This is a genomic window from Blautia sp. MCC269, from assembly GCF_018785655.1.
Lineage (GTDB): Bacteria > Bacillota > Clostridia > Lachnospirales > Lachnospiraceae > Blautia_A.
The window spans coordinates 133,986-154,750 of sequence record NZ_WQQE01000025.1 but is presented as its reverse complement, the minus strand read 5'-3'; the positions used below and the strand labels follow the sequence as shown (position 1 = coordinate 154,750).

General features: G+C 46.2%; 19 protein-coding genes and 1 tRNA gene. 11 read left to right on the top strand and 9 right to left on the bottom strand.

All coding sequences use genetic code 11. From position 1 onward, the window contains the following. Positions 1 to 79 precede the first annotated feature (79 nt). The 5 genes from GPK88_RS09395 to trmB all read right to left on the bottom strand — a co-directional run bounded on the left by GPK88_RS09395 (position 80) and on the right by trmB (position 4,779). Entirely contained in the window at positions 80 to 1,621 is a 1,542-nt protein-coding gene (locus tag GPK88_RS09395; protein ID WP_173762245.1) for an alanine/glycine:cation symporter family protein, read from the bottom strand. A gap of 738 nt (positions 1,622 to 2,359) precedes the next feature. Further along, positions 2,360 to 2,432 (bottom strand) — tRNA-Lys (locus GPK88_RS09390). A gap of 87 nt (positions 2,433 to 2,519) precedes the next feature. Further along, complete coding sequence (locus tag GPK88_RS09385; protein ID WP_173762243.1) at positions 2,520 to 2,693, bottom strand: hypothetical protein; 174 nt, start codon at positions 2,691 to 2,693, stop codon at positions 2,520 to 2,522. Positions 2,694 to 2,783: 90 nt separating this feature from the next. Continuing rightward, the gene (locus GPK88_RS09380) at positions 2,784 to 4,112 is read right to left on the bottom strand and encodes an MATE family efflux transporter (RefSeq protein WP_173762242.1); all 1,329 of its coding nucleotides are present in this window, start codon (positions 4,110 to 4,112) and stop codon (positions 2,784 to 2,786) included. Between the two features lie 10 nt (positions 4,113 to 4,122). Further along, positions 4,123 to 4,779 carry a tRNA (guanosine(46)-N7)-methyltransferase TrmB gene (trmB, locus tag GPK88_RS09375; protein ID WP_021976327.1) on the bottom strand — a complete coding sequence of 219 codons (657 nt, stop codon included), beginning with the start codon at positions 4,777 to 4,779 and terminating at the stop codon, positions 4,123 to 4,125. Between the two features lie 675 nt (positions 4,780 to 5,454). Here trmB and GPK88_RS09370 point away from each other — a divergent pair. From GPK88_RS09370 to GPK88_RS09320, 11 genes are all read left to right on the top strand, one after another. After that, a complete protein-coding gene (locus tag GPK88_RS09370) occupies positions 5,455 to 5,775 on the top strand; it encodes a hypothetical protein (protein ID WP_173762239.1) in 321 nt (106 codons plus the stop codon). Between the two features lie 19 nt (positions 5,776 to 5,794). Further along, positions 5,795 to 6,838 (top strand): V0D/AC39 family V-type ATPase subunit, encoded by a 1,044-nt coding sequence (locus tag GPK88_RS09365; RefSeq protein WP_173762238.1) that lies wholly within the window; start codon positions 5,795 to 5,797, stop codon positions 6,836 to 6,838. Between the two features lie 18 nt (positions 6,839 to 6,856). Continuing rightward, positions 6,857 to 8,797 carry a V-type ATP synthase subunit I gene (locus GPK88_RS09360; RefSeq protein WP_173762237.1) on the top strand — a complete coding sequence of 647 codons (1,941 nt, stop codon included), beginning with the start codon at positions 6,857 to 6,859 and terminating at the stop codon, positions 8,795 to 8,797. A gap of 67 nt (positions 8,798 to 8,864) precedes the next feature. Next, complete coding sequence (locus GPK88_RS09355) at positions 8,865 to 9,296, top strand: ATP synthase subunit C (RefSeq protein ID WP_015525392.1); 432 nt, start codon at positions 8,865 to 8,867, stop codon at positions 9,294 to 9,296. A gap of 1 nt (position 9,297) precedes the next feature. Further along, positions 9,298 to 9,606, top strand: coding sequence for a V-type ATP synthase subunit F (locus GPK88_RS09350; protein WP_148446205.1), 309 nt, complete (start codon positions 9,298 to 9,300; stop codon positions 9,604 to 9,606). A 12-nt stretch (positions 9,607 to 9,618) separates the two neighbouring features. Then, positions 9,619 to 10,206 (top strand): V-type ATP synthase subunit E, encoded by a 588-nt coding sequence (locus GPK88_RS09345; RefSeq protein WP_173762236.1) that lies wholly within the window; start codon positions 9,619 to 9,621, stop codon positions 10,204 to 10,206. Beyond that, positions 10,199 to 11,968 carry a V-type ATP synthase subunit A gene (locus GPK88_RS09340; protein ID WP_173762234.1) on the top strand — a complete coding sequence of 590 codons (1,770 nt, stop codon included), beginning with the start codon at positions 10,199 to 10,201 and terminating at the stop codon, positions 11,966 to 11,968. The genes GPK88_RS09345 and GPK88_RS09340 overlap by 8 nt, the downstream gene beginning before the upstream one ends. A gap of 15 nt (positions 11,969 to 11,983) precedes the next feature. After that, positions 11,984 to 13,366, top strand: a complete 1,383-nt coding sequence (locus tag GPK88_RS09335) for a V-type ATP synthase subunit B (protein WP_215707728.1) — start codon at positions 11,984 to 11,986, stop codon at positions 13,364 to 13,366. A gap of 12 nt (positions 13,367 to 13,378) precedes the next feature. Further along, positions 13,379 to 14,002: a V-type ATP synthase subunit D gene (locus GPK88_RS09330; RefSeq protein ID WP_173762233.1), complete on the top strand. Its 624-nt coding sequence runs from the start codon at positions 13,379 to 13,381 to the stop codon at positions 14,000 to 14,002. Positions 14,003 to 14,232: 230 nt separating this feature from the next. Beyond that, positions 14,233 to 14,550: a hypothetical protein gene (locus GPK88_RS09325; protein ID WP_215707727.1), complete on the top strand. Its 318-nt coding sequence runs from the start codon at positions 14,233 to 14,235 to the stop codon at positions 14,548 to 14,550. 189 nt (positions 14,551 to 14,739) lie between these two features. After that, positions 14,740 to 16,071, top strand: coding sequence for an MATE family efflux transporter (locus GPK88_RS09320; RefSeq protein WP_215707726.1), 1,332 nt, complete (start codon positions 14,740 to 14,742; stop codon positions 16,069 to 16,071). A gap of 83 nt (positions 16,072 to 16,154) precedes the next feature. On the opposite strand, the gene GPK88_RS09315 is transcribed toward GPK88_RS09320, so the two are convergent. The 4 genes from GPK88_RS09315 to GPK88_RS09300 all read right to left on the bottom strand — a co-directional run bounded on the left by GPK88_RS09315 (position 16,155) and on the right by GPK88_RS09300 (position 20,751). Next, a complete protein-coding gene (locus tag GPK88_RS09315; protein WP_215707725.1) occupies positions 16,155 to 16,862 on the bottom strand; it encodes a C40 family peptidase in 708 nt (235 codons plus the stop codon). Positions 16,863 to 17,174: 312 nt separating this feature from the next. Further along, complete coding sequence (locus tag GPK88_RS09310; protein ID WP_215707724.1) at positions 17,175 to 18,032, bottom strand: YitT family protein; 858 nt, start codon at positions 18,030 to 18,032, stop codon at positions 17,175 to 17,177. A gap of 177 nt (positions 18,033 to 18,209) precedes the next feature. Then, the gene (locus tag GPK88_RS09305) at positions 18,210 to 19,052 is read right to left on the bottom strand and encodes a Cof-type HAD-IIB family hydrolase (RefSeq protein ID WP_215707723.1); all 843 of its coding nucleotides are present in this window, start codon (positions 19,050 to 19,052) and stop codon (positions 18,210 to 18,212) included. Between the two features lie 19 nt (positions 19,053 to 19,071). After that, complete coding sequence (locus tag GPK88_RS09300; protein WP_215707722.1) at positions 19,072 to 20,751, bottom strand: glycoside hydrolase family 13 protein; 1,680 nt, start codon at positions 20,749 to 20,751, stop codon at positions 19,072 to 19,074. Between the last annotated feature and the right edge of the window lie 14 nt (positions 20,752 to 20,765).

Here is a 20,765-nt window from a genome sequence, read left to right as displayed (position 1 = left end):
TATGTTACAAACAAAAAGGAAAAACGCAGAAATCCCCTCATTACAGACACATTCTGCAATGAGGGGATCTGTTATTTTATTATTTTTTCTTTGCACGTTCATCCCAGTAAGTGCAGTCATTTCTGCCGATTATTTCTGAGGTGAATGGGGTTCCGTCATTCTTTTTGTAATGTCTTGTAGCACGGAAAACATATTTCGCGCCAACATACACGATCGGAACATTGAAATATACGATCAGGATATTTCCCAGATCGGAAAACGCCCAGAGGTTTCCAAGTTCCAGTCCTGCAATATTGCAGAGGATTCCAAATGCGGCAACAAAAAGGCCGATACAACGTACAATATTGATGCAGATCTTATCCTTGCGGATACGATTTGCCGCGATTTCCGAAAAACTGATCATTCCCAGAAGGCAGGTAAACGCAAAGAGACAGAAACACAATGTCACAAGAAATGTAACGATTCCGTTCATTGCAGTTCCCGGAGTCAGCACAGCGATAGATTCCGTATATTTCGGAAGTTTATCAAGAGCCTGCCAGTTTTCCGCATCCGCACCGGTCCAGCAATGAGCCATAACTACCACAAATCCGGTAAGTGTGCAGATCACAATGGTATCCAGAAAAACTCCCAGGGAGGCGATCACACCCTGCTCACATGGGTGTTTTGCATCTGCTGCCGCCGCTGACATTGTAATAGTTCCCTGACCTGCCTCATTGGACATCAGGCCTCGTTTTACACCCTGTGCAAGAACCGTTCCAAAAACACCGCCAAAGAATGCGTCCGGCTTAAATGCTCCTGCAAAAACGCTTCCGAAGAAATATGGAATGCGGGTAAAGTTTAATATTATAAGAAGTAATACTACTACCATATAGAGCACCGCCATCACCGGCACCATCATATCTGTCCATTTGGAAACTTTTTTGATTCCGCCAAATGCGATGGCTGCTGTGAGAACTACGATCAGTGCTCCTACTATATAATAGAAGGCAGATCCGCTTGCGATGGTTGTTCCGGTTACAATCTCTGCCATACGTCCCACTGAGGAAACAACATTAAATCCCTGTGCAGGCAGACAGCAAAGAGCGTACAGAATATACAATACGGAAAGAAAAACTCCGATCCAAACTTTGTTTCCCAGAAGTTTTCTTCCATAGAAAGGAAGACCTCCTACAAATTCGTCGTCTTTTTTTTCTTTAAAAATCTGGGCAAGGACACCTTCCATATATGCCACTGCCATTCCGAAAAATGCGGAAATCCACATCCAGAACAAAGCTCCCGGGCCGCCCACTGCAATAGCACCTGTTACACCCAGAATATTTCCCGGTCCTACACGCATGGCCGAACTTAAGAAAAACGATGCCAGCGGTGAAATTCCTGTTTCAACGACACGTTTCTCGGTCATAGTCCGAATTCCTTTTTTAAAATAGGTCACCTGCATGAACCCAATCCTGAAACTGAAAAAAATTCCGGATCCAAGAAGCAGTATGATCGCAAAGGATATGTTTCCCAGAATGGGAATGCTGCTGTACCAGTCAAAATTTGTAGGAAAATCCCACAGAAAATCAGACAGTGGACCGATAAAGCTGAACACTCCGTTGATCGCCTCAAACACTCTCTCCATAGCTATTTCCTCCCTTTTTATCTGAAGGTCTCAGAATTGAATACAGACAGGCATTCCCATCCGTCACCTTTCATTTCCGCTTCAGATTTTTATGCTATGGTTTATTATACCGTATCGCCTTGCAAAAGTCCTCTTAATTTTTAGTATTTTTGAGTAAATTCCAGAATTTTCCATCCTTATGGCCTTTTTCACATCCGCTTGCAGATTAGTCTGAACAAACAGTCGAGAAGTTTCGCAGGATTTTATAAGACTTTATGAGATATTTAGATTTTAATCACAGATTTTTAAAATGCTTCTCACAGTTCCATCACATTTTGACGGTATATTATTAAGCAAATAAAGCACAAAGCTTTTTCATCTTATAGATCATTACTTATTTTTCTTTTCATACTCTGCCGGGTCCGTTCCAAGACCCGGCCCTCCTTTTTTTCTGAGATATTCTCCCATACATTCCGCTCCTGATCATCCTTCCTTTTTATCTTCTTACAAACTCCCATCGTATACCATCCTTTCTTTATTTAAAAGGATCTATACCTATAATCATGGTGTCTAAATCGGACACTCTGATCACATCTGATGATCGGCATTTTACTGTTTCCCGATTTTACCCCGATTTCGTTTCATTTCACTCCGTCCAGACAAAACCTCAAAAATTCCGGAACACGCATAAACACTGATTTCAAGCACAAAAAAACACCGTCCCCGCAGCTCCCATGTCTGCAAAAACAGTGCTTTTAGTGCGTCTTCAGGGGTTCGAACCCTGGACACCCTGATTAAGAGTCAGGTGCTCTACCAACTGAGCTAAAAACGCATATTTAATTGTTTGTCTTTCGTTTGTTTCGTTCCTCAAGACATGTTGTATTATACGTTATGGTTCGGTGAAAGTCAACACCTTTTTTTAATTTTTTTTATTTTTATCTTTTTTATTTTTTGTATCTTCATTTGATGCAATTTTGTTCAGTGTTTTTTCTATTTCTGACAGCGAATTTTTGATCTGGGATACCTGGCTGTTGATGCTGCGATTTACACTGTTGAGGTTTCGCCGGAAGGAACCGGATTTTCTTTTTTTCAAGCTTTCTTTCCCCCTTTTCCTTATTTATTATATGAAAACAGGCCGGTCAGTTTCCCGATCAGCCTGAAAAAAATCTTATTCACAACAAATTTAAAACTCTACGGACTTCCACCACCGCACAACCAGCACCACTGCAAGCGCCGCGGTCAGCAGATCCGAAATCGCCTGGGATGCCAGAACACCATGGTATCCGGCAACTCGAAGTGCCACATTCAGCACAATGGCAAAGATCACGCCCTGTCTGCTGACGGACAGGAGAAACGCTCCCACTGCCTGTCCTGCTGACTGGAAGGTACAGGTACTGATCAGCACAACTCCCATAAACACCATACCTGCCAGCTGCAGGCGCAGCATCAGTGCGCCGTTTTCCACAACCGAAGGATCACTCATAAAGATCCGCACCAGCTGCGGGGCAAAAAATCCAAGTACAGCCATCAGGACAAGAGCCAGCCCGCCCTCAAACAGATAGGCAAATTTCAGCGTTCCCTTCAGTCTCTCGCGGTTTTTCGCACCATAATTGTACCCGATCAGCGGCTGCCCGCCAAAAGCAAAGCCAACAAGCACCAGCGCCGCGATCATATTGATCTTCATGACGATACCCATAGCCGCAACTTTATCATCACCGAATCCCAACAACGCACGGTTGGTAAGAGCAATCCCGATACTCTGCATCAGATTTGTCACCGACGCCGGAATCCCAATTGCAAAAACCGCTCCGATTTCCGCCCCTGAAATATGAAAGCCCTTAGGGTTCACAGAGAGATTTCTGCTCTTCTTAATAAGAAACCACACGAAAAAAATATCCGTACATACATTTCCGATCACCGTAGCTGTGGCAGCACCTGCCGCACCCCAGCCAAGCCCGAAGATCATCACCGGGTCCAGAATGATATTCACAACCGCACCAAGCACAGAACCGATCATAGATGCTGTGGCAAAACCCTCTGTACGCAGCTGATTGGACGGCGTCAACGCCACAATGATAAACGGAGCGCCCAGTGCGATACAGGTATAATACTGAGAAGCATACTCCCAGGTTGCCTCACTTGCACCCAGCAACCCCAGAATAGGGCTTCGCAAAAGCATCAGAACAACGGTAACCACCACACCGCAGACAATGGCCCCATAAAAACTGAACACACTGATCCTCTTCGCATCCTCGAATTTCTTTTCCCCGAAAAGCCTGGAAATAAAAGAACTTCCGCCCAGGCCAAAAATATCTCCAAGGGCGATCATCAGCGTAAAGATCGGCGTACCCAGTGCAACACCCGCCACCAGATCCGTATTTCCGGTTCCCGCAATAAAATAAGTATCTACCATATTATAGATCAGCGAAATCACCATACTGAACACAACCGGAAGCGCCAGCTTAAAATACGCCTTCGGAATCGGATACTTTTCAAAAATCTCTTCCTGCATTTTATCGCCTCTATTTCTGTCTGATCACCATCTTGCAGATCGGATTACCCATGGAAGAAAACTTCTCCTCATACTCTGTCATCACATTTCCCTTAACCAGTTCCTCATCATGATGCAGATCAAATGTACAAACCTCCAGATTCCAGTCGGACTCCTTCACCTCTTCCAGAGAAAACTCAAATAACCCACGGTTATCCGTCTTAAATTCCACAGCCCCCTCTTTCTTCAGGACCTGCTCATATCTCTTCAGAAACTCCCTGGAAGTCAGCCTTCTCTTGGCATGACGGGCCTTAGGCCACGGGTCGGAAAAATTCAGATAAATCCCGTCAACCTCATCCTTCTCAAAAATCTCCGGCAGAAGCCTTGCATCCACACGGATAAACACCAGATTGGAAAACTTCTCCCCGGCTTCCTCAAGCTCCTCCCTCTTCTGCAGTGCCCGAAGCAGCACACTGTCATACATCTCAATTCCAACAAAATTCCTCTCAGGATGCAGACGCGCCATATCCATCAAAAAACGCCCTTTTCCCATGCCAACCTCAAGAAAAAGCGGTCTCTTCTCCCCAAAAACACTCTCCCACTTCCCCTTAAACCTCTCCGGCTCATCAATCACCCAATCACACTCCAAAATAGCATCCTTAGCCCCAGGAATATTACGTAATCTCATAAACAACCTCCAATTAATCTTCTTATAATATACAACTCAACTCATTACATCTCGCAGCCAGCAAGCTCAATCAGTCCCATCCATCTCCACCCTCACCAGCCACACCAACAAGAACGCCCTCGTGAATTTAATTCTCGTTCGATAAATAATAAAATTTCTCATTCACTATCATTCCTGAAAACCCCACATTCACACGACGTCCCAATACCCAACTATACATGTAATTCCCCCACCGTTGCAAGCAAAAAATAAAAAATCTTCCCATCCCCAGGCGACAGCAAAGCGCCTCGCCGTCCCCATCACCTAAATCGGCTCAACCTCCCGCATTCCAATACCAAAGAGTACAGAAATCCACATCGGCACAACCTCCCACATCCCCAACACCGCAGAATACAACCACAAGTCAACAACCTCCCGTCACCACAACCAAGAACTCCTTAAAAAAAGCCCGAGGGGTGTGCAGAGGGGCCGTGGCTTTACGGCCCCTTTGCGGTTTTCATTTTTCCCCAAAAAAGAATATATCGTCTAATAAACAAATATTCTTTTTCCGTCTTTTTTTGAACACATTTATTCAAACTTTGCAAAAAATTTAACAACTTTTTAGTTGTTTTTACCATAAAAAAGGTGTATCATATAAAAATCAATTATAAACAATAACCAAACAAGGAGGGCACTATGGAACAAATCCTAAATAAGCTTTCGGAAATCGAAGCCACAGCCAATGCCATCATGCAGGACGCTGCGCGACAGAAAAAGGCTCTCTCGGAAGAAGCAGAAAAACAGACCAGGGAATTCGATGCCGCACTTGAAAAAGAAACCGGCACCGAGATCCAGAAGATCCGTGAAGATCTGGCACGCGAGAAAGACGCCCGGATCAATGAGCTTCGCACAGAAACCGAATACCAGCTGTCCAGGCTGGACGCCTATTACGAAGCCAATCACGAAAGTCTTTGCAGTGAGCTGTTTCAGAAAATAACAGGCATCACCGAAACCTGAAGGGAAAGGAAGTGATTCAATGGGCACTGTCCTCTCATACAGCGGACTCTCCACCAAGATCCGCGCCATGCAGAGCAGGCTTGTGACAGATGAGCAGCTGGAAGAAATCGTTCAGCTTCACAATGTCCCCCAGGTAACAGCCTACCTGAAACGGACTCCCGAATATCAGAATATCTGGTCCGGTCTCGATGAAAATGACCTTCACCGCGGACAGATAGAAAAACTCCTGAAGAAATCCATCTTCCTGAATTTTTCAAGGCTTTACCACTTTGCAAACCAGGAACAGCGAACGTTCCTGTCGCTTTACTCGAAGCGTTATGAGATCCGCGTCCTGAAAGAAATCATGACGAATCTCTTTGACCACCGGGACACTGATCCCGTAGATATTTCTCCCTACCGCGATTTTTTCAAACATCATTCCAAACTGGACATTGACAGGCTTGCCGCCTGCACCAATATGGACGAATTTATTGCGGCACTGAAGGGAAATGATTTTTATATTCCGCTGTCCCAGGTCAACGAACGTGGAAATGCCACGCTTTTTGACTTCGGCATGGCACTTGACCTTTCGTATTTTTCACAGATCTGGAATGTGCGGAAGAAACTTTTTAAAGGTAACGATCTCAAGCAGATCACCAAGGCTTACGGCGAAAAATTCGACATGCTGAACCTGCAGTTCATCCAGCGCTCCAAACGCTGTTTTCAGATGGGACCGGCTGCTATTTACGCATTGCTGGTCCCCATGAACTACAAGCTCCGCAAAGAAGAGATCACCACCCTTGTGGAAGCCCCTACACCGGAAGAGTTCCGTCGTATCTTCAATGGAACTTATTATGGTAAGAAATACGAACAGCTGACCGTCGCCAGTCTGGAAGAATTTTATAACTATATTCTTCGCAGCATACTGGAACAGGAAGCACGCAAGGATCCCTACTCCGTGGCAGTCATCTATTCCTATTTATATCACAAAGAACATGAAGTCAACCGTCTGACCATTGCCCTTGAATGCGTGCGCTATGGCGTGGACCCAGAACAATCCCTGCGTTATATACGCAACGGTTAATAACCAGGAGGTAGCAACGTGATTGAAAAAATGAATTTTCTGAGCATCACCGGTCCCAAGGCAGATATCGACCGGGTTGTAAACACCTACCTGTGCAAGTACGAGATCCATCTGGAAAACGCTCTCTCAGAGCTGACCACAGTAGAAAGTCTGACGCCTTTCCTGGAGGTCAACCCCTACAGAGATGCCTTAAATTCCATCAATACCATTTATGAGGAGCTGAAAACTCCTCCGGCCACTTCCAACAGAAGCCCGGGTATTGAAACAGCACTTTCCACAGTAAAGGAGATCCGCTCCCAGGCGGATCAGCTCCAGAAGAAACAGTCCGAACTGGAAGAAACATGTTCCTCTCTGGAAGAGTCACTGCGGATCATACGTCCCTTCCGAAATATTGATTATGATATTTCATCCATACTTCATCTGAAGTATATCCATTTTCATTTCGGACGTATCGAGAAACAGTACTATGAGAAATTCAAGAAATATATTTACGACAATCTGAACACGATCTTCCTTAAATGCGATGAAGATGACCAATACGTCTGGGGCGTTTACTTTGTACCGAAGCATGAAGCGCACAAAATCGATGCCGCCTACTCTTCCATGCACTTTGAGAAGATCTTTGTGCCGGATAATTATACCGGAACTGCACAGCAGGCATTTTCAAGCGTAAGCAAACAATACGAGGATGCCCTGAAGCATCTGGAATCACAGAAACAGAAATACCAGAGATTTCTTGCGGATCAGGCAGAAACCATCGTTACCGCCAGAAACACGCTTCTTCAGTTTTCCAGAAATTTCGATGTCCGGAAAGCGGCAGCCTGCACCGGAAAGCATGAAAATTTTTATATTCTCTGCGGCTGGATGACAGAAGCCGACACCAGAGCTTTTCAGGCTGATATCTCATCCGACGAAAAAATCTTCTGTCTGGTAGACGGAGAAGATACCAACACGCCGAAGCATGACCAGAACCATCAGCCGCCGACCAAGCTGAAGAACCCGAAACTTTTCAAGCCCTTTGAAATGTATGTAAAAATGTACGGACTTCCCGCCTATGGCGAGATGGACCCCACCTGGTTCGTTGCCATCACCTACTCCTTTATCTTCGGAGCCATGTTCGGTGATGCAGGCCAGGGGCTCCTGCTCTTTATCGGAGGATTGTTCCTGTACAAACGGAAACATATCGATCTTGCCGGAATCATCAGCTGCGCCGGAGTCTTTTCCACATTCTTCGGCCTGATGTTCGGAAGTGTCTTTGGATTTGAGGATCTCATACCTGCTTTGTGGCTGCGGCCCGTAGACAGTATGACGACCATACCTTTTATCGGAAAACTGAATACCGTATTTATCGTTGCCATCGGCTTCGGCATGGGAATCATCCTCCTGTGCATGGTTTTCAACATCATCAATTCCTTTAAGATGCACGATGTTGAAAAAACCTGGTTCGACACCAACGCAGTGGCAGGACTTGTATTTTATGGTTCCGCAGTTCTCTGCATCGGACTTTTTGTATCCGGGCATGCAGTTCCTGGCGGTGCAGTTCTTGCCATTATGTTCGGTTTACCGCTGCTTCTTATTTTCTTCAAGGAGCCGCTCACAAACCTGGTAGAGAAAAAAGCCGAGGTTATGCCAAAAGAAAAAGGCATGTTTATCGTACAGGGTATCTTTGAACTGTTTGAGGTTATCCTGAGCTACTTTTCCAATACACTCTCCTTCGTGCGTATCGGCGCTTTTGCAGTCAGCCACGCAGCCATGATGGAAGTTGTACTTATGCTTGCGGGTGCGGAGAACGGCAGTCCAAACTGGATCGTCATCATTCTCGGAAACCTGTTTGTATGCGCCATGGAGGGCCTGATCGTAGGTATCCAGGTACTCCGTCTGGAATATTACGAAATGTTCAGCCGTTTTTACAAGGGCAGCGGACGGAAATTCGAGCCGTTCTGCTCCAAAAACAAATAAAATGCCAGAGTCGGAACGCATTCTGATCCGGGCATTCAATTAAACGAATATTAAGGAGGTCATCATCATGACAGTCATTACACAGATCACAATCGCAGTTGCACTTGTACTCAGCATCATTCTTCCATTTGGTTATTATCTTCTCGGCGAAAAAAGCCGCGGCCGCTACAAAACAGCTCTTGGTGTCAACGCCTTTTTCTTCTTTGGGATCATGCTTGTCGCCATTGCCGTAACATTTGCAGGCGGAGCTTCCGTACAGGCTGCTACAGGCGCTGACGCAGGCCTTGCAACAGGTATGGGTTACATCGCAGCAGCACTTGTTACCGGACTTTCCTGTATCGGTGGTGGTATTGCCGTTGCCAGTGCGGCAAGCGCAGCCCTTGGAGCAATCAGTGAAGATCAGAGCATCCTTGGTAAATCTCTTATCTTCGTAGGTCTTGCCGAAGGTGTTGCTCTTTATGGACTGATCATCTCCTTCATGATCCTGGGTAAACTTTGATATGAAAATGTATCTGATCAGTGACAATATTGATACTCTGACAGGAATGAGACTGGCCGGTGTAGAAGGTGTGATCGTCCATGAACACGACGAGTTGAAAGAAGCCCTGGAACGCGCCATCGCAGACAAAGAGATCGGAATCATACTCCTGACCGAGAAATTCGGCCGGGAGTTTCCTGAGATCATCGATGATGTCAAACTTCATCACAAAACACCTCTCATCATTGAAATTCCTGACAGACATGGTACCGGCCGCAGGCCTGATTTCATTACTTCTTATGTAAATGAGGCCATCGGATTAAAATTATAGGCAGGTGATATTATGACAATCGAAGAGAAGCTTACACACTTCTATGACACCTCCGTGGAAGAAGCCCGCCGTCAGGCGGAAAAAGATGTCCAGGCGCACAAAGACTCCCTGGATACCGCACTGGAGGAACATAAAAAAATGTCTCTGGAAAACGCCGCCAGCTCCCGTAAAGCCGAGATCGCAAACGCAAAGCGTGAGATCAACAAGGCACTTTCCGCAGAGCAGCTTCACATCCGGCGTGACTGGACTGCCAGACAGAGCCGCTTAAAAGAAAAACTTTTTGCAGAAGTCCGGGAACAGATCCTGAAATTCATGGAATCTTCCCGTTATGAAGAATATCTTTGTACAAAAATTGAAGAAGCTGTCTGCTTCGCGGAACACGATGAGATCCAGATCTATCTTTCAAAAGAAGATGAACCTCGTCTGAAATCTCTCACTGTAAAAACCGGCTTTCCGCTGAAGCTTTCCGACGAGTCCTTTATCGGCGGAATCAAGGCGATCATCCCTGAAAAAAACATCCTCATAGACAATTCCTTTGAGGAAGGTTACCAGGCAGCTTACAGAGAATTCAAATTTGACGGAGGTCCAGCACATGAGTAAAACAGGTATTATCTACGGTGTTAACGGTCCTGTTATCTACTTAAAGGGCGACACCGGATTCAAGATCTCCGAGATGGTCTATGTAGGCCCTGAAAAACTGGTAGGCGAAGTCATCGGTCTTAAGAAACATATGACCACCGTACAGGTTTTTGAGGAAACTACCGGACTGAAACCCGGAGAAACCGTGATCGGAACAGGAGACGCCATTTCCGTTCTCCTTGGTCCGGGAATCATCCACAATATTTTTGATGGTATCCAGAGACCTCTGGCAGAGATTGCACAGGCCTCTGGAAAATATATTTCCCGTGGTGTCAGCGTTGACTCTCTTGACACCGAAAAAAAATGGGAAACACACATTACAGTAAAAGAAGGCGATGTCATCGGCGCAGGTACGGTTATCGCCGAGACACAGGAAACCGCTTCTATCCTTCACAAGTCCATGGTTCCGCCGACGATCACACACGGAACCGTTATCCATGCCGTTCCTGACGGAGCTTATACGGTTCTGGAACCCATCGTTACCGTTCGTCTTGATGACGGAACTGAAAAAGAACTGGCACTTGCACAGAAATGGCCGATCCGTGTGCCGAGACCGACCTACAAACGTTTCCCGGCAAGCGTTCCGCTTCTTACCGGCCAGCGTATCCTGGATACTCTTTTCCCGATTGCCAAGGGCGGCACTGCTGCTGTTCCGGGAGGATTCGGAACCGGAAAAACCATGACCCAGCACCAGATCGCCAAGTGGTCTGACGCAGATATCATCATCTACATCGGCTGTGGTGAGCGTGGAAACGAGATGACACAGGTTCTTGAGGATTTCAGCAAACTGATCGACCCGAAATCCGGAAACCTGATGATGGACAGAACCACCCTGATCGCCAACACTTCCAACATGCCGGTTGCAGCCCGTGAGGCTTCCATCTACACCGGCGTTACCCTTGCAGAATATTACCGTGATATGGGTTACGACGTAGCGATCATGGCAGACTCCACATCCCGATGGGCCGAGGCTCTCCGAGAGCTTTCCGGACGTCTGGAGGAGATGCCAGCAGAGGAAGGTTTCCCTGCATATCTGGCAAGCAAACTTTCCGCATTCTATGAGCGTGCGGGAATGATGCAGAACCTGAACGGAACAGAAGGTTCCGTCTCCATTATCGGTGCGGTTTCCCCTCAGGGCGGCGACTTCTCCGAGCCTGTTACACAGAATACGAAACGATTTGTCCGCTGCTTCTGGGGACTGGACAAGGCCCTTGCTTATGCCCGCCATTTCCCTGCTATCCAGTGGCTGACCAGTTACAGCGAATATCTGGAGGACCTGACTCCCTGGTACAGAGAGCATGTTTCCCCAAAATTCGTCTACGACAGAAACCAGATCATGGCAATCCTCAATCAGGAAAGTTCTCTTATGGAAATCGTCAAACTGATCGGAAGCGACGTTCTTCCGGATGACCAGAAACTGACGCTGGAGATCGCCAGAGTCATCCGTCTGGGTTTCCTGCAGCAGAACGCTTTCCATCAGGAAGACACCAGCGTTCCTATGGAAAAACAGTTCCTGATGATGGAAACCATCCTCTATCTCTACGAGAAATGCCGTGCTCTTGTAAACCGTGGCATGCCGGTTTCCGTACTGAAAGAGGATAAGATCTTTGAACGTATCATCGCCATCAAATACGAAGTTCCAAACAAAGAACTGGAGCGTTTTGATGAATATCATAAAGATATCGACCGCTTCTACGACAACGTACTGGAAAGAAACGGTTAAAGGAGGGATCAGTTTATGGCAATCGAATATCTTGGCCTGAGTGAAATAAACGGCCCTCTTGTTGTCCTTGAGGGTGTCAAAAACGCATCTTACGAGGAGATTGTGGAATTCCACATGGAAGACGGCACCCAGAAAATCGGCCGTATTGTGGAAATCTATGAGGACAAAGCCGTTATCCAGGTTTTTGAGGGAACTGATAATATGTCCCTCGGCAATACACACACACGTCTTACCGGACATCCTATGGAGATCGGGCTTTCCCCGGAGATCCTGGGGCGTACCTTTAACGGTATCGGCCAGCCTATTGACGGTCTTGGCGAGATCACACCGGAAGTCAGCCTGAACATCAACGGACTTCCTCTGAACCCGGTAACCCGTGAATATCCACGAAACTATATCAATACCGGTATCTCCGCCATTGACGGACTGACCACCCTGATCCGCGGCCAGAAGCTGCCGATCTTTTCCGGAAACGGTCTTCCACACGACAAGCTGGCTGCACAGATCGTTCAGCAGGCTTCCCTTGGCGCAGACTCCGATGAGAAATTCGCCATTGTTTTTGCGGCAATGGGTGTTAAATACGACGTAGCTGAATTCTTCCGCAGAACCTTCGAGGAAAGCGGTGCATCCGACCACGTTGTAATGTTTCTGAACCTTGCCAACGATCCGGTTGTAGAGCGTCTTCTGACACCGAAGATCGCCCTCACAGCCGCTGAGTATCTTGCTTTTGAAAAAGGCATGCACATCCTGGTTATCCTGACTGACATCACCTCCTTCTGCGAGGCTATGCGAGAGGTTTCCTCCTCAAAAGGTGAGATTCCTTCCCGAAAAGGTTATCCGGGATATCTGTACAGCGAGCTTGCAACCCTTTACGAACGTGCGGGAATCGTCCGTGGCGGCACCGGTTCTGTAACCCAGATCCCGATCCTGACCATGCCAAACGACGACATCACCCACCCGATTCCTGACCTTACCGGATATATCACCGAGGGCCAGATCGTACTGGACCGTCAGCTTCATGGACAGGCGATCTACCCACCGATCAACGTTCTGCCGTCCCTGTCCCGTCTGATGAAGGACGGTATCGGTGAAGGCTTCACACGTGCCGACCATCAGGATGTTGCCAACCAGCTCTTCTCCTGCTACGCAAAAGTAGGCGACGCAAGAGCCCTGGCATCGGTTATCGGCGAAGACGAACTTTCTCCGCTGGATAAACAGTACCTTGTATTCGGAAAAGCTTTCGAGGCAGAGTTTGTCGGACAGTCTGAAACCGAAAACCGAAGCATCATCGAAACTCTGGATAAAGGCTGGGATCTTCTGGGACTTCTTCCAAGAGAAGAGCTTGACCGTATCGATACCAAAGTTCTGGATCAGTATTACAGGGAAACCGTCCGTTAGTGAGGTGATTTTATGGATCCGAATACCTTTCCCACCAAAGGAAATCTCATACTTGCAAAAAATTCTCTGGCTCTTTCCAGACAGGGCTATGAGCTTATGGACAAAAAGCGTAATATCCTGATCCGTGAAATGATGGAGCTGATCGACCAGGCAAAGGATATCCAGGCCCAGATTGATGAGACTTTCCGCACCGCCTACGCTGCTTTGCAGAAAGCAAACATGGAGATCGGAATCGCTTTTGTAGATCAGATCTCCCATACCGTTCCTGTGGAAAATTCCATCCGGATCAAAACCAGGAGTGTCATGGGAACCGAGATCCCGCTTGTGGAATACGATAAAAAAGCCGGCAATACACCGACCTACGCCTACTACAGCACCAAGCTGTCTCTGGACGAGGCCAAGGCAGCCTTCGAGCGTGTAAAAGAGCTGTCCATTCAGCTCTCCATGATCGAAAACGCAGCCATCCGTCTTGCCACCAACATCAAAAAAACACAGAAGCGTGCCAACGCCCTGAAAAACATCACCATCCCCAGATATGAAACTCTCACCAGGGATATTACCAATGCCCTGGAAGAAAAAGAGCGTGAAGAGTTTACCCGTCTGAAGGTGATCAAACGTATGAAACAGGGAGGATAAGCAGATTTATCCACACTTATCCACACCTGAAAATGACTTTTCAACACGTTACAGTGCCCGTTTTATCCGGGCACTGTTCTTTTTTTGCTCACATTTCCATACATCTGATAGTGTTCCTTTTGAATAGATTAGTTTTACAAGAATTTATTTATTGTTTTCTGATTATTCATTTTTATTCTTTTGAATTATGTCTTTTTTGTAAAATATTCTATGATATTTAGAATTTAAAAATGTCAATAGTTTTAAAAATATTTTTAACGTTTTTTACAGATTTATCATTTTACACAAAACATACGTTTCATTTTATTTATGTAAATCAGGTCATCCACATTGTTATCCTTGTGGATAATGTGGATAATTTTGTGTATAACTTGATTATTAGCGGATTTGCGGATTTTTGTCATGTGGAAAACTTTTTGGAAAGTTTTTCACTTATCCACCATGATTCGACAGGTTTTGTGCATATTGCCAGAATGGTATTTTTCAGCCCGATTATGCCCGCAATTGCCCGCAGTCAGGCAGATATTCTTAAACCGTATGCCTATTGACATCCAGCTCATTTTTTGTTAAGGTGAAGGCACTAAAACAACGTGTGGATTTTTCAGTTCCGACTTTTTTCGCCACACAATCTGCCCCATTCAGAAGGGACAGGTTGTGTGGCTTTTATTGTGTAAAAAAGCACGCTCTGTTTCCCACACCTGATATCCATACGATTCTGATATAAAGGAGGATTTTTCATGAACGACACATTTATGAAGGAAAAACCTGTAGGTCCGCTGCTGGCATCCATGGCTCTGCCTATGGTCTTTTCCATGCTTGTAAACTCGCTGTACAACATTGTGGACAGTTTCTTTGTAGCGCAGATCAGTGAACAGGCCATGGCTGCCCTTTCCCTGGTCTATCCGGTTCAGAACATGATCAACGCCGTTGCCATCGGCTTTGGAATCGGAATCAACGCTAGAGTCTCCTACCACCTTGGTGCAGGAGACAAAAAAATGGCAGACACAGCCGCAACCCACGGTTTTCTCCTGTCTATAATCCACGGTTTTCTGATGACTGTAATCAGCATTGCCGTTATGCCCGCGTTTCTTCGGATGTACACGCAGGATGAAACCGTAATCCGGATGGGACTGGAATATTCCACCATCGTTTTCCTGTTTTCCACAGTAATTACCATCAGCCTTTTCTTTGAAAAACTTTTCCAGGCTGTGGGAAGAATGAAAGTGTCTATGATCGCCCTGCTGGTGGGATGTATCAGTAACATCATCCTGGACCCGTTCCTGATCTGGGGAATCGGATTTTTCCCGAAAATGGGAATCCAGGGTGCGGCTCTGGCCACAGGCATCGGTCAGGTGCTCACCATTGTGGTATATATGGCCTTTTATATTCTGAAGCCTATTCCGGTACGCGTAACGCCAAAAGCTCTGAAAGCAAGCAAAGAAACGGATCTCAGCCTGTATGCCATCGGTGTTCCCGCAATCCTGAACCTGGCACTGCCATCGTTCCTGATCTCCTTTCTAAATTCTGTACTGGCCGCCTATTCAGACAGTTACGTGGTAATTCTTGGCATTTATTATAAACTACAGACCTTCCTGTATCTTCCGGCCAATGGTATCATTCAGGGAATGCGTCCGCTGATCGGCTACAACTTCGGTGCCCGGGAAATGAAACGTGTGAAAAAAATTTTCCGGCTGACACTGGAATCCAGCTGTGTGATCATGCTTCTTGGAACCATCATCTGTCTCCTGGCCTCCACACAGCTTATGAACCTTTTCACCAACACCCCGGAAACCATAACAGCGGGTTCCAAAGCTCTCAGGATCATCAGCGCAGGTTTCCTTGTTTCCGCAGTCTCTGTTACCACCTCCGGTGCCATGGAAGGCCTGGGAAAAGGCACACAATCCCTCGTGATCTCCCTTTTCCGCTACGTCATCGTTATCATGCCAGTAGCCTGGCTTTTATCCCGCTTCCTGGGCCCCACAGGCGTATGGAACGCCTTCTGGATCACAGAGGTGTTTACTGCCATAGTATCCGTCACAGTTTACCGGAAAACCCTGAAAAAAGCATAGTATAATCCACAGAAAAAAGACTTCGGTTCCACCCGTCTCAACACAGGCAAAACCGAAGTTTTTTCTTATCTGTCACTTATTCTCTATTCCACAAACGTACCAACTGCAGCCGGAGCCCGGTAATTATAGTCGGAAACCTTGATACCCGTAGCTGCTGTACTGGCGTGAACGATCTTGCCATCACCAATATAAAGAGCCACATGGTCAATCCCACCATCACCATAAAAAACCAGATCACCAACTTCAATATTGGAAACATCCTTCTTCTCGGAAGCCGCACACTGAGCCGCCGCAACACGAGGCAATTCATACCCAAACTGTGCAAACACAGACATTACAAACCCTGAACAATCCGCCCCATTAGTCAGACTCGTCCCCCCATAAACATAAGGATTTCCCACAAACTGCAATGCAAAATCCACAATCTCCTGCCGCTTCGCCAACCGCTCTTCCTCAGCCTTACGCGCAGCCTCCTCAGCAGCCTTACGCTCCTCTTCCGCTTTACGCGCAGCCTCAGCAGCCGCCTCCGCCTCAAGCCTCTCCTGTGCAATCACCTCAGCCTCAGCCTTCGCCTCCTGATAATCCTGCACCTCAGAAACCGTCTTATCCGCCAGAGCACTAGCCAAAGCAGAAATAGAATCCACCCCATCTGAGAAATCATCCTCAATAGAAAGCTCCTCCACCGCACCATCTGTCACAGAACTGACATCCGAAGCACCCAGAACAGAACATGGAACCGCCCCCACAAGAATAGCACTCAGAACAACAGCAGCAAATTTCTTATAAAACATAAAAATAAAAACTCCTCTCAGAAAACCACGCAGCAACACGTACACTCATTCAGTCAGACATACACAATCCATTTCGCCACGCTCATCACTCGTTCATTTGTTACAATTTTGTTAAATTTGTTACACAAGTGTGTATCCTACCATAAAAACTTACACCTGTCAAACCCTTTCACAAAACCTTCACACACTAAATCCGCCATCCAACGCAACGCCAACACCCCACTCCGTACAAAAAAGAGCATCCCCTGCAGCCCATACCCAGGCCACAAGGAACACTCTCCCAACTTCCGTCAATCAAATATAAAAATATAATCAGATATAGCTCATAAACCCTTTACCAACAACCTCACTACTCTTAGTAACCATCAAAAACGCATGAGGATCCACCTCATCAATAAACCTCTGCAGCAACACCGCCTGCCCCACATCAACAACTGTCAGAATAATCTTCTTATCCTTATGGGTATAAACGCCCTCCCCATGATAAACCGTAGCACTCCGGTTCAGCTCATTCATAATAAACTCACAAATCTCATCCGGCTTACTGGAAATAATCGTAAAATACTTATTCAGCTTCATCCTCTCAATCGACTTATCAATCAATAACGTCTTAGCCATAAGCCCCAGCACAGAACAAAGCCCCGTAGTAAGATCAAACACCATAAACGAAACAATAACAATCGCACAATCCACCAAAAACAGTGCACCCGAAATATTCATAGTCGAATACTTCTTGATAATCATCGCCACAATATCCGTACCACCACCCGAAGCATTCTCAAAAAACAAAAGCGCCGCAGCCAGAGCCGGCAGAATAATCGCAAAACAAAGCTCCAGAATAATATTCCCGGTCAGAGCCTTCTCCATTGGAAAAACCTTCTCAAACACATTCAGAAGCAAAGAAGAAACAACCGTAACATAAGCCGTCTTCACTCCAAAATCCCGTCCAAGAATAATAAACCCAATCACCAGCAAAATAAGATTAATCACCAGGTTGATCTGAGCAGACGTCATCGGAATAAAATGCGAAAATACAACCGCCATACCCGAAACACCACCAAAGGAAAAATTATTCGGAAACTTAAACACATAAATCCCCACATCCATCAGAACAACAGCAAATGTGATAATGATATACTCCATCACACGCTTTGGTATCAGATTTTTCATTAAAAAATATCCTCCTGATCTCCTCAAATAATTTTCACCGGTAACTACCGGTCAAAACCAGCAATCCCCGCATCCTCTTCGTTTATCATACCTTATATCACCAAAAATGCAAATAAAAAAGACAGAGAAAAATACATTTCCCTGTCCCTTATATCAACGATCACGATCAACCACAGCTTACAGCCCGAAAAACCTCTCCAGAAATTCCGCCACACCATCATGATCGTTATCTCCGGTCACCTCATTAGCTGCATCCTTTACATACTGTTTGGAATTGCCCATGGCAACACCGATTCCTGCGCCCTCCAGCATTTCCAGATCGTTCTCGTTGTCTCCGAAAGCGATCACATGCATCCGGTCAATACCAAGCTTTGTGCGAAGCATAGCAAGACCCACACCCTTGTCCACGCCTGCTGCATTAAATTCCGCATTGCCGCTGATGGAAGTAGTCACTGCCACATCATCCAGATCCTTCCATTTCTCACGAAGTGCCCTGCTGGTCTCCATATCATCAAAATAAATATTGATCTTCTCTGCCTGATCCAGAATATCTTTCTGATGATAAAAATCCTTAACATATACATGTCTGCTGAGAAAATAATCTACAAAAGTTTTTTCCAGCAGAGCTTTATCCGCTACAGATACCACATAATCCCTGGCATCTGCATCAGAATAGGCGATTCCGTTTGCATATGCCTCTGCGATCCAGCCCTTTACGCCACTGTTCTCCACGTCTTTCAGGATTTTGCTTACCATTCCTTTTGGCATGGTTTTCCGCCAGATCATCTCATTTTTATCGTAGTCCCAGACAACGCAGCCATTTTCCACAATTCCCCATTTCACTCCCTCAAGCACGGAAAATTCCTGGGGGATCAGTTCTCTGGTTCTTCCTGTTGCCGGTACTATATAATGTCCGTCATCGATCAGCCGCTGCAAAACATTTCTTGTTCTCTCGGAAATCTTATTGACACTGTTCAGAAGCGTTCCGTCCATATCCACTGCAATGATGTATTTCTCCATAAATCCTCCCGTACAGGAATTACCGGATCCTCATCATAAACGCCTCGTACGGTCTTAAGTCCGCTTTGATTCCTGTTCTGTCTTTATAGTTTGCGATTTTGATGTCCGTTTTATCGGACACATATCCTGCAAGTCTTTCTGTACTTACTGTATCCTCAGAAAGGTTTGCAACCACGATCCACTGCTCTTTGTCGGAAGTTCGCAGGTATGCGAAGACCTTCTCGTCTTCCGGAAGAAGAAGCTGATAGTCGCCTTCTGTAAGAAGTTCTTCCCCATGACGCAGGCGGATCAGATCTTTATAATAATAAAACACAGAATCATTTTTTTCCAGAGCTTTTTTTACATTGATCTCCTGGTAACGGTCAGAAAGGCGGAACCATGGCTTGCCGGTTGTAAATCCTGCATTTTCGCTGTCATCCCACTGCATCGGAACCCTGGCATTGTCACGACTCTTGTTCCATACTGCCTTGCGGAAATCATCCTCAGAAATGGTTTTGTTCTTAACGACAAGATCCTGATATGCATTACGAACCTCGATATCCTCGTACTCCTCCAGCGGGAACTGCACGTTTGTCATACCGATCTCCTCTCCCTGATATACATAAGGAGTTCCCTGCATACCATGGAGAACGGTAGCATAAGCCTTTGCACATTCCTCGCGGTAAGTAGTGTCATTTCCCCATCTGGAGATCACACGTGGCTGGTCATGATTTTCAAAATACAGAGCATTCCAGCCCTTGTTATAAAGCTTGTTCTGCCACTCACTCATAACACGTTTCAGATCACGGAGATCAAAAGGCTTCAATTCCCACTTGCGGTTTACAGAACCCGGAATACGGTCGATGTTCATATGCTCAAATGTGAAGATCATATTCAGCTCCTCACGCTCCGGATCTGTAAACAGTCTTGCAACCTCCGGTGTGGAGCCCGGCGCCTCACCTACCGTCATACAGTCATATTTTGAAAGCACCTCCCGGTTCATCTCATGGATAAACTCATGAAGTCTTGGTCCGTTGCTGTGATATTTTCCTGTATAATACTTGCGGCCATCCGTTTTCGGGTAATCCGGGAAGGACTGATCCTTGGAGATAGATGCGATCACATCCATGCGCCATCCGTCAGCACCTTTGTCCATCCAGAATTTCATCAGATCATAGATTTCCTTACGGACGGTTTCATTTTCCCAATTGAGATCCGGCTGTTTTCTGCTGTAAAAATGAAGGTAATACTGGCCGCGCTCTTCATCATATTCCCAGGCACTTCCACAGAAGCTGGAGCCCCAGTTGTTTGGCTCACTGCCGTCTGCTTTCGGATCCTTCCAGATATAATAATCACTGTATTTGCTGTCTTTTGATTTCCGGCTTTCCACAAACCATGCATGCTCATCGGAAGTATGGTTGACAACAAGATCCAGAATGATCTTGATACCATGCTCATGAGCTTTTCCGATCAGCTCATCCATGTCCTCGTTACTTCCGAAGCCCGCGTAGATCTTCCGGTAATCACTGATATCGTAACCGTTGTCGTCCTGTGGGGAGTCAAAAACAGGACTAAGCCAGATCACATCGATCCCAAGATTCTGAAGGTAAGGGAGCTTTTCAATAATACCCTTGAGATCGCCGAAGCCGTCCCCGTTGGAGTCCTTAAAGCTTCTTGGATAAATCTGATATACAACGGAATTCTTCCACCAATCTTTCATTTTTCTGTGTCTCC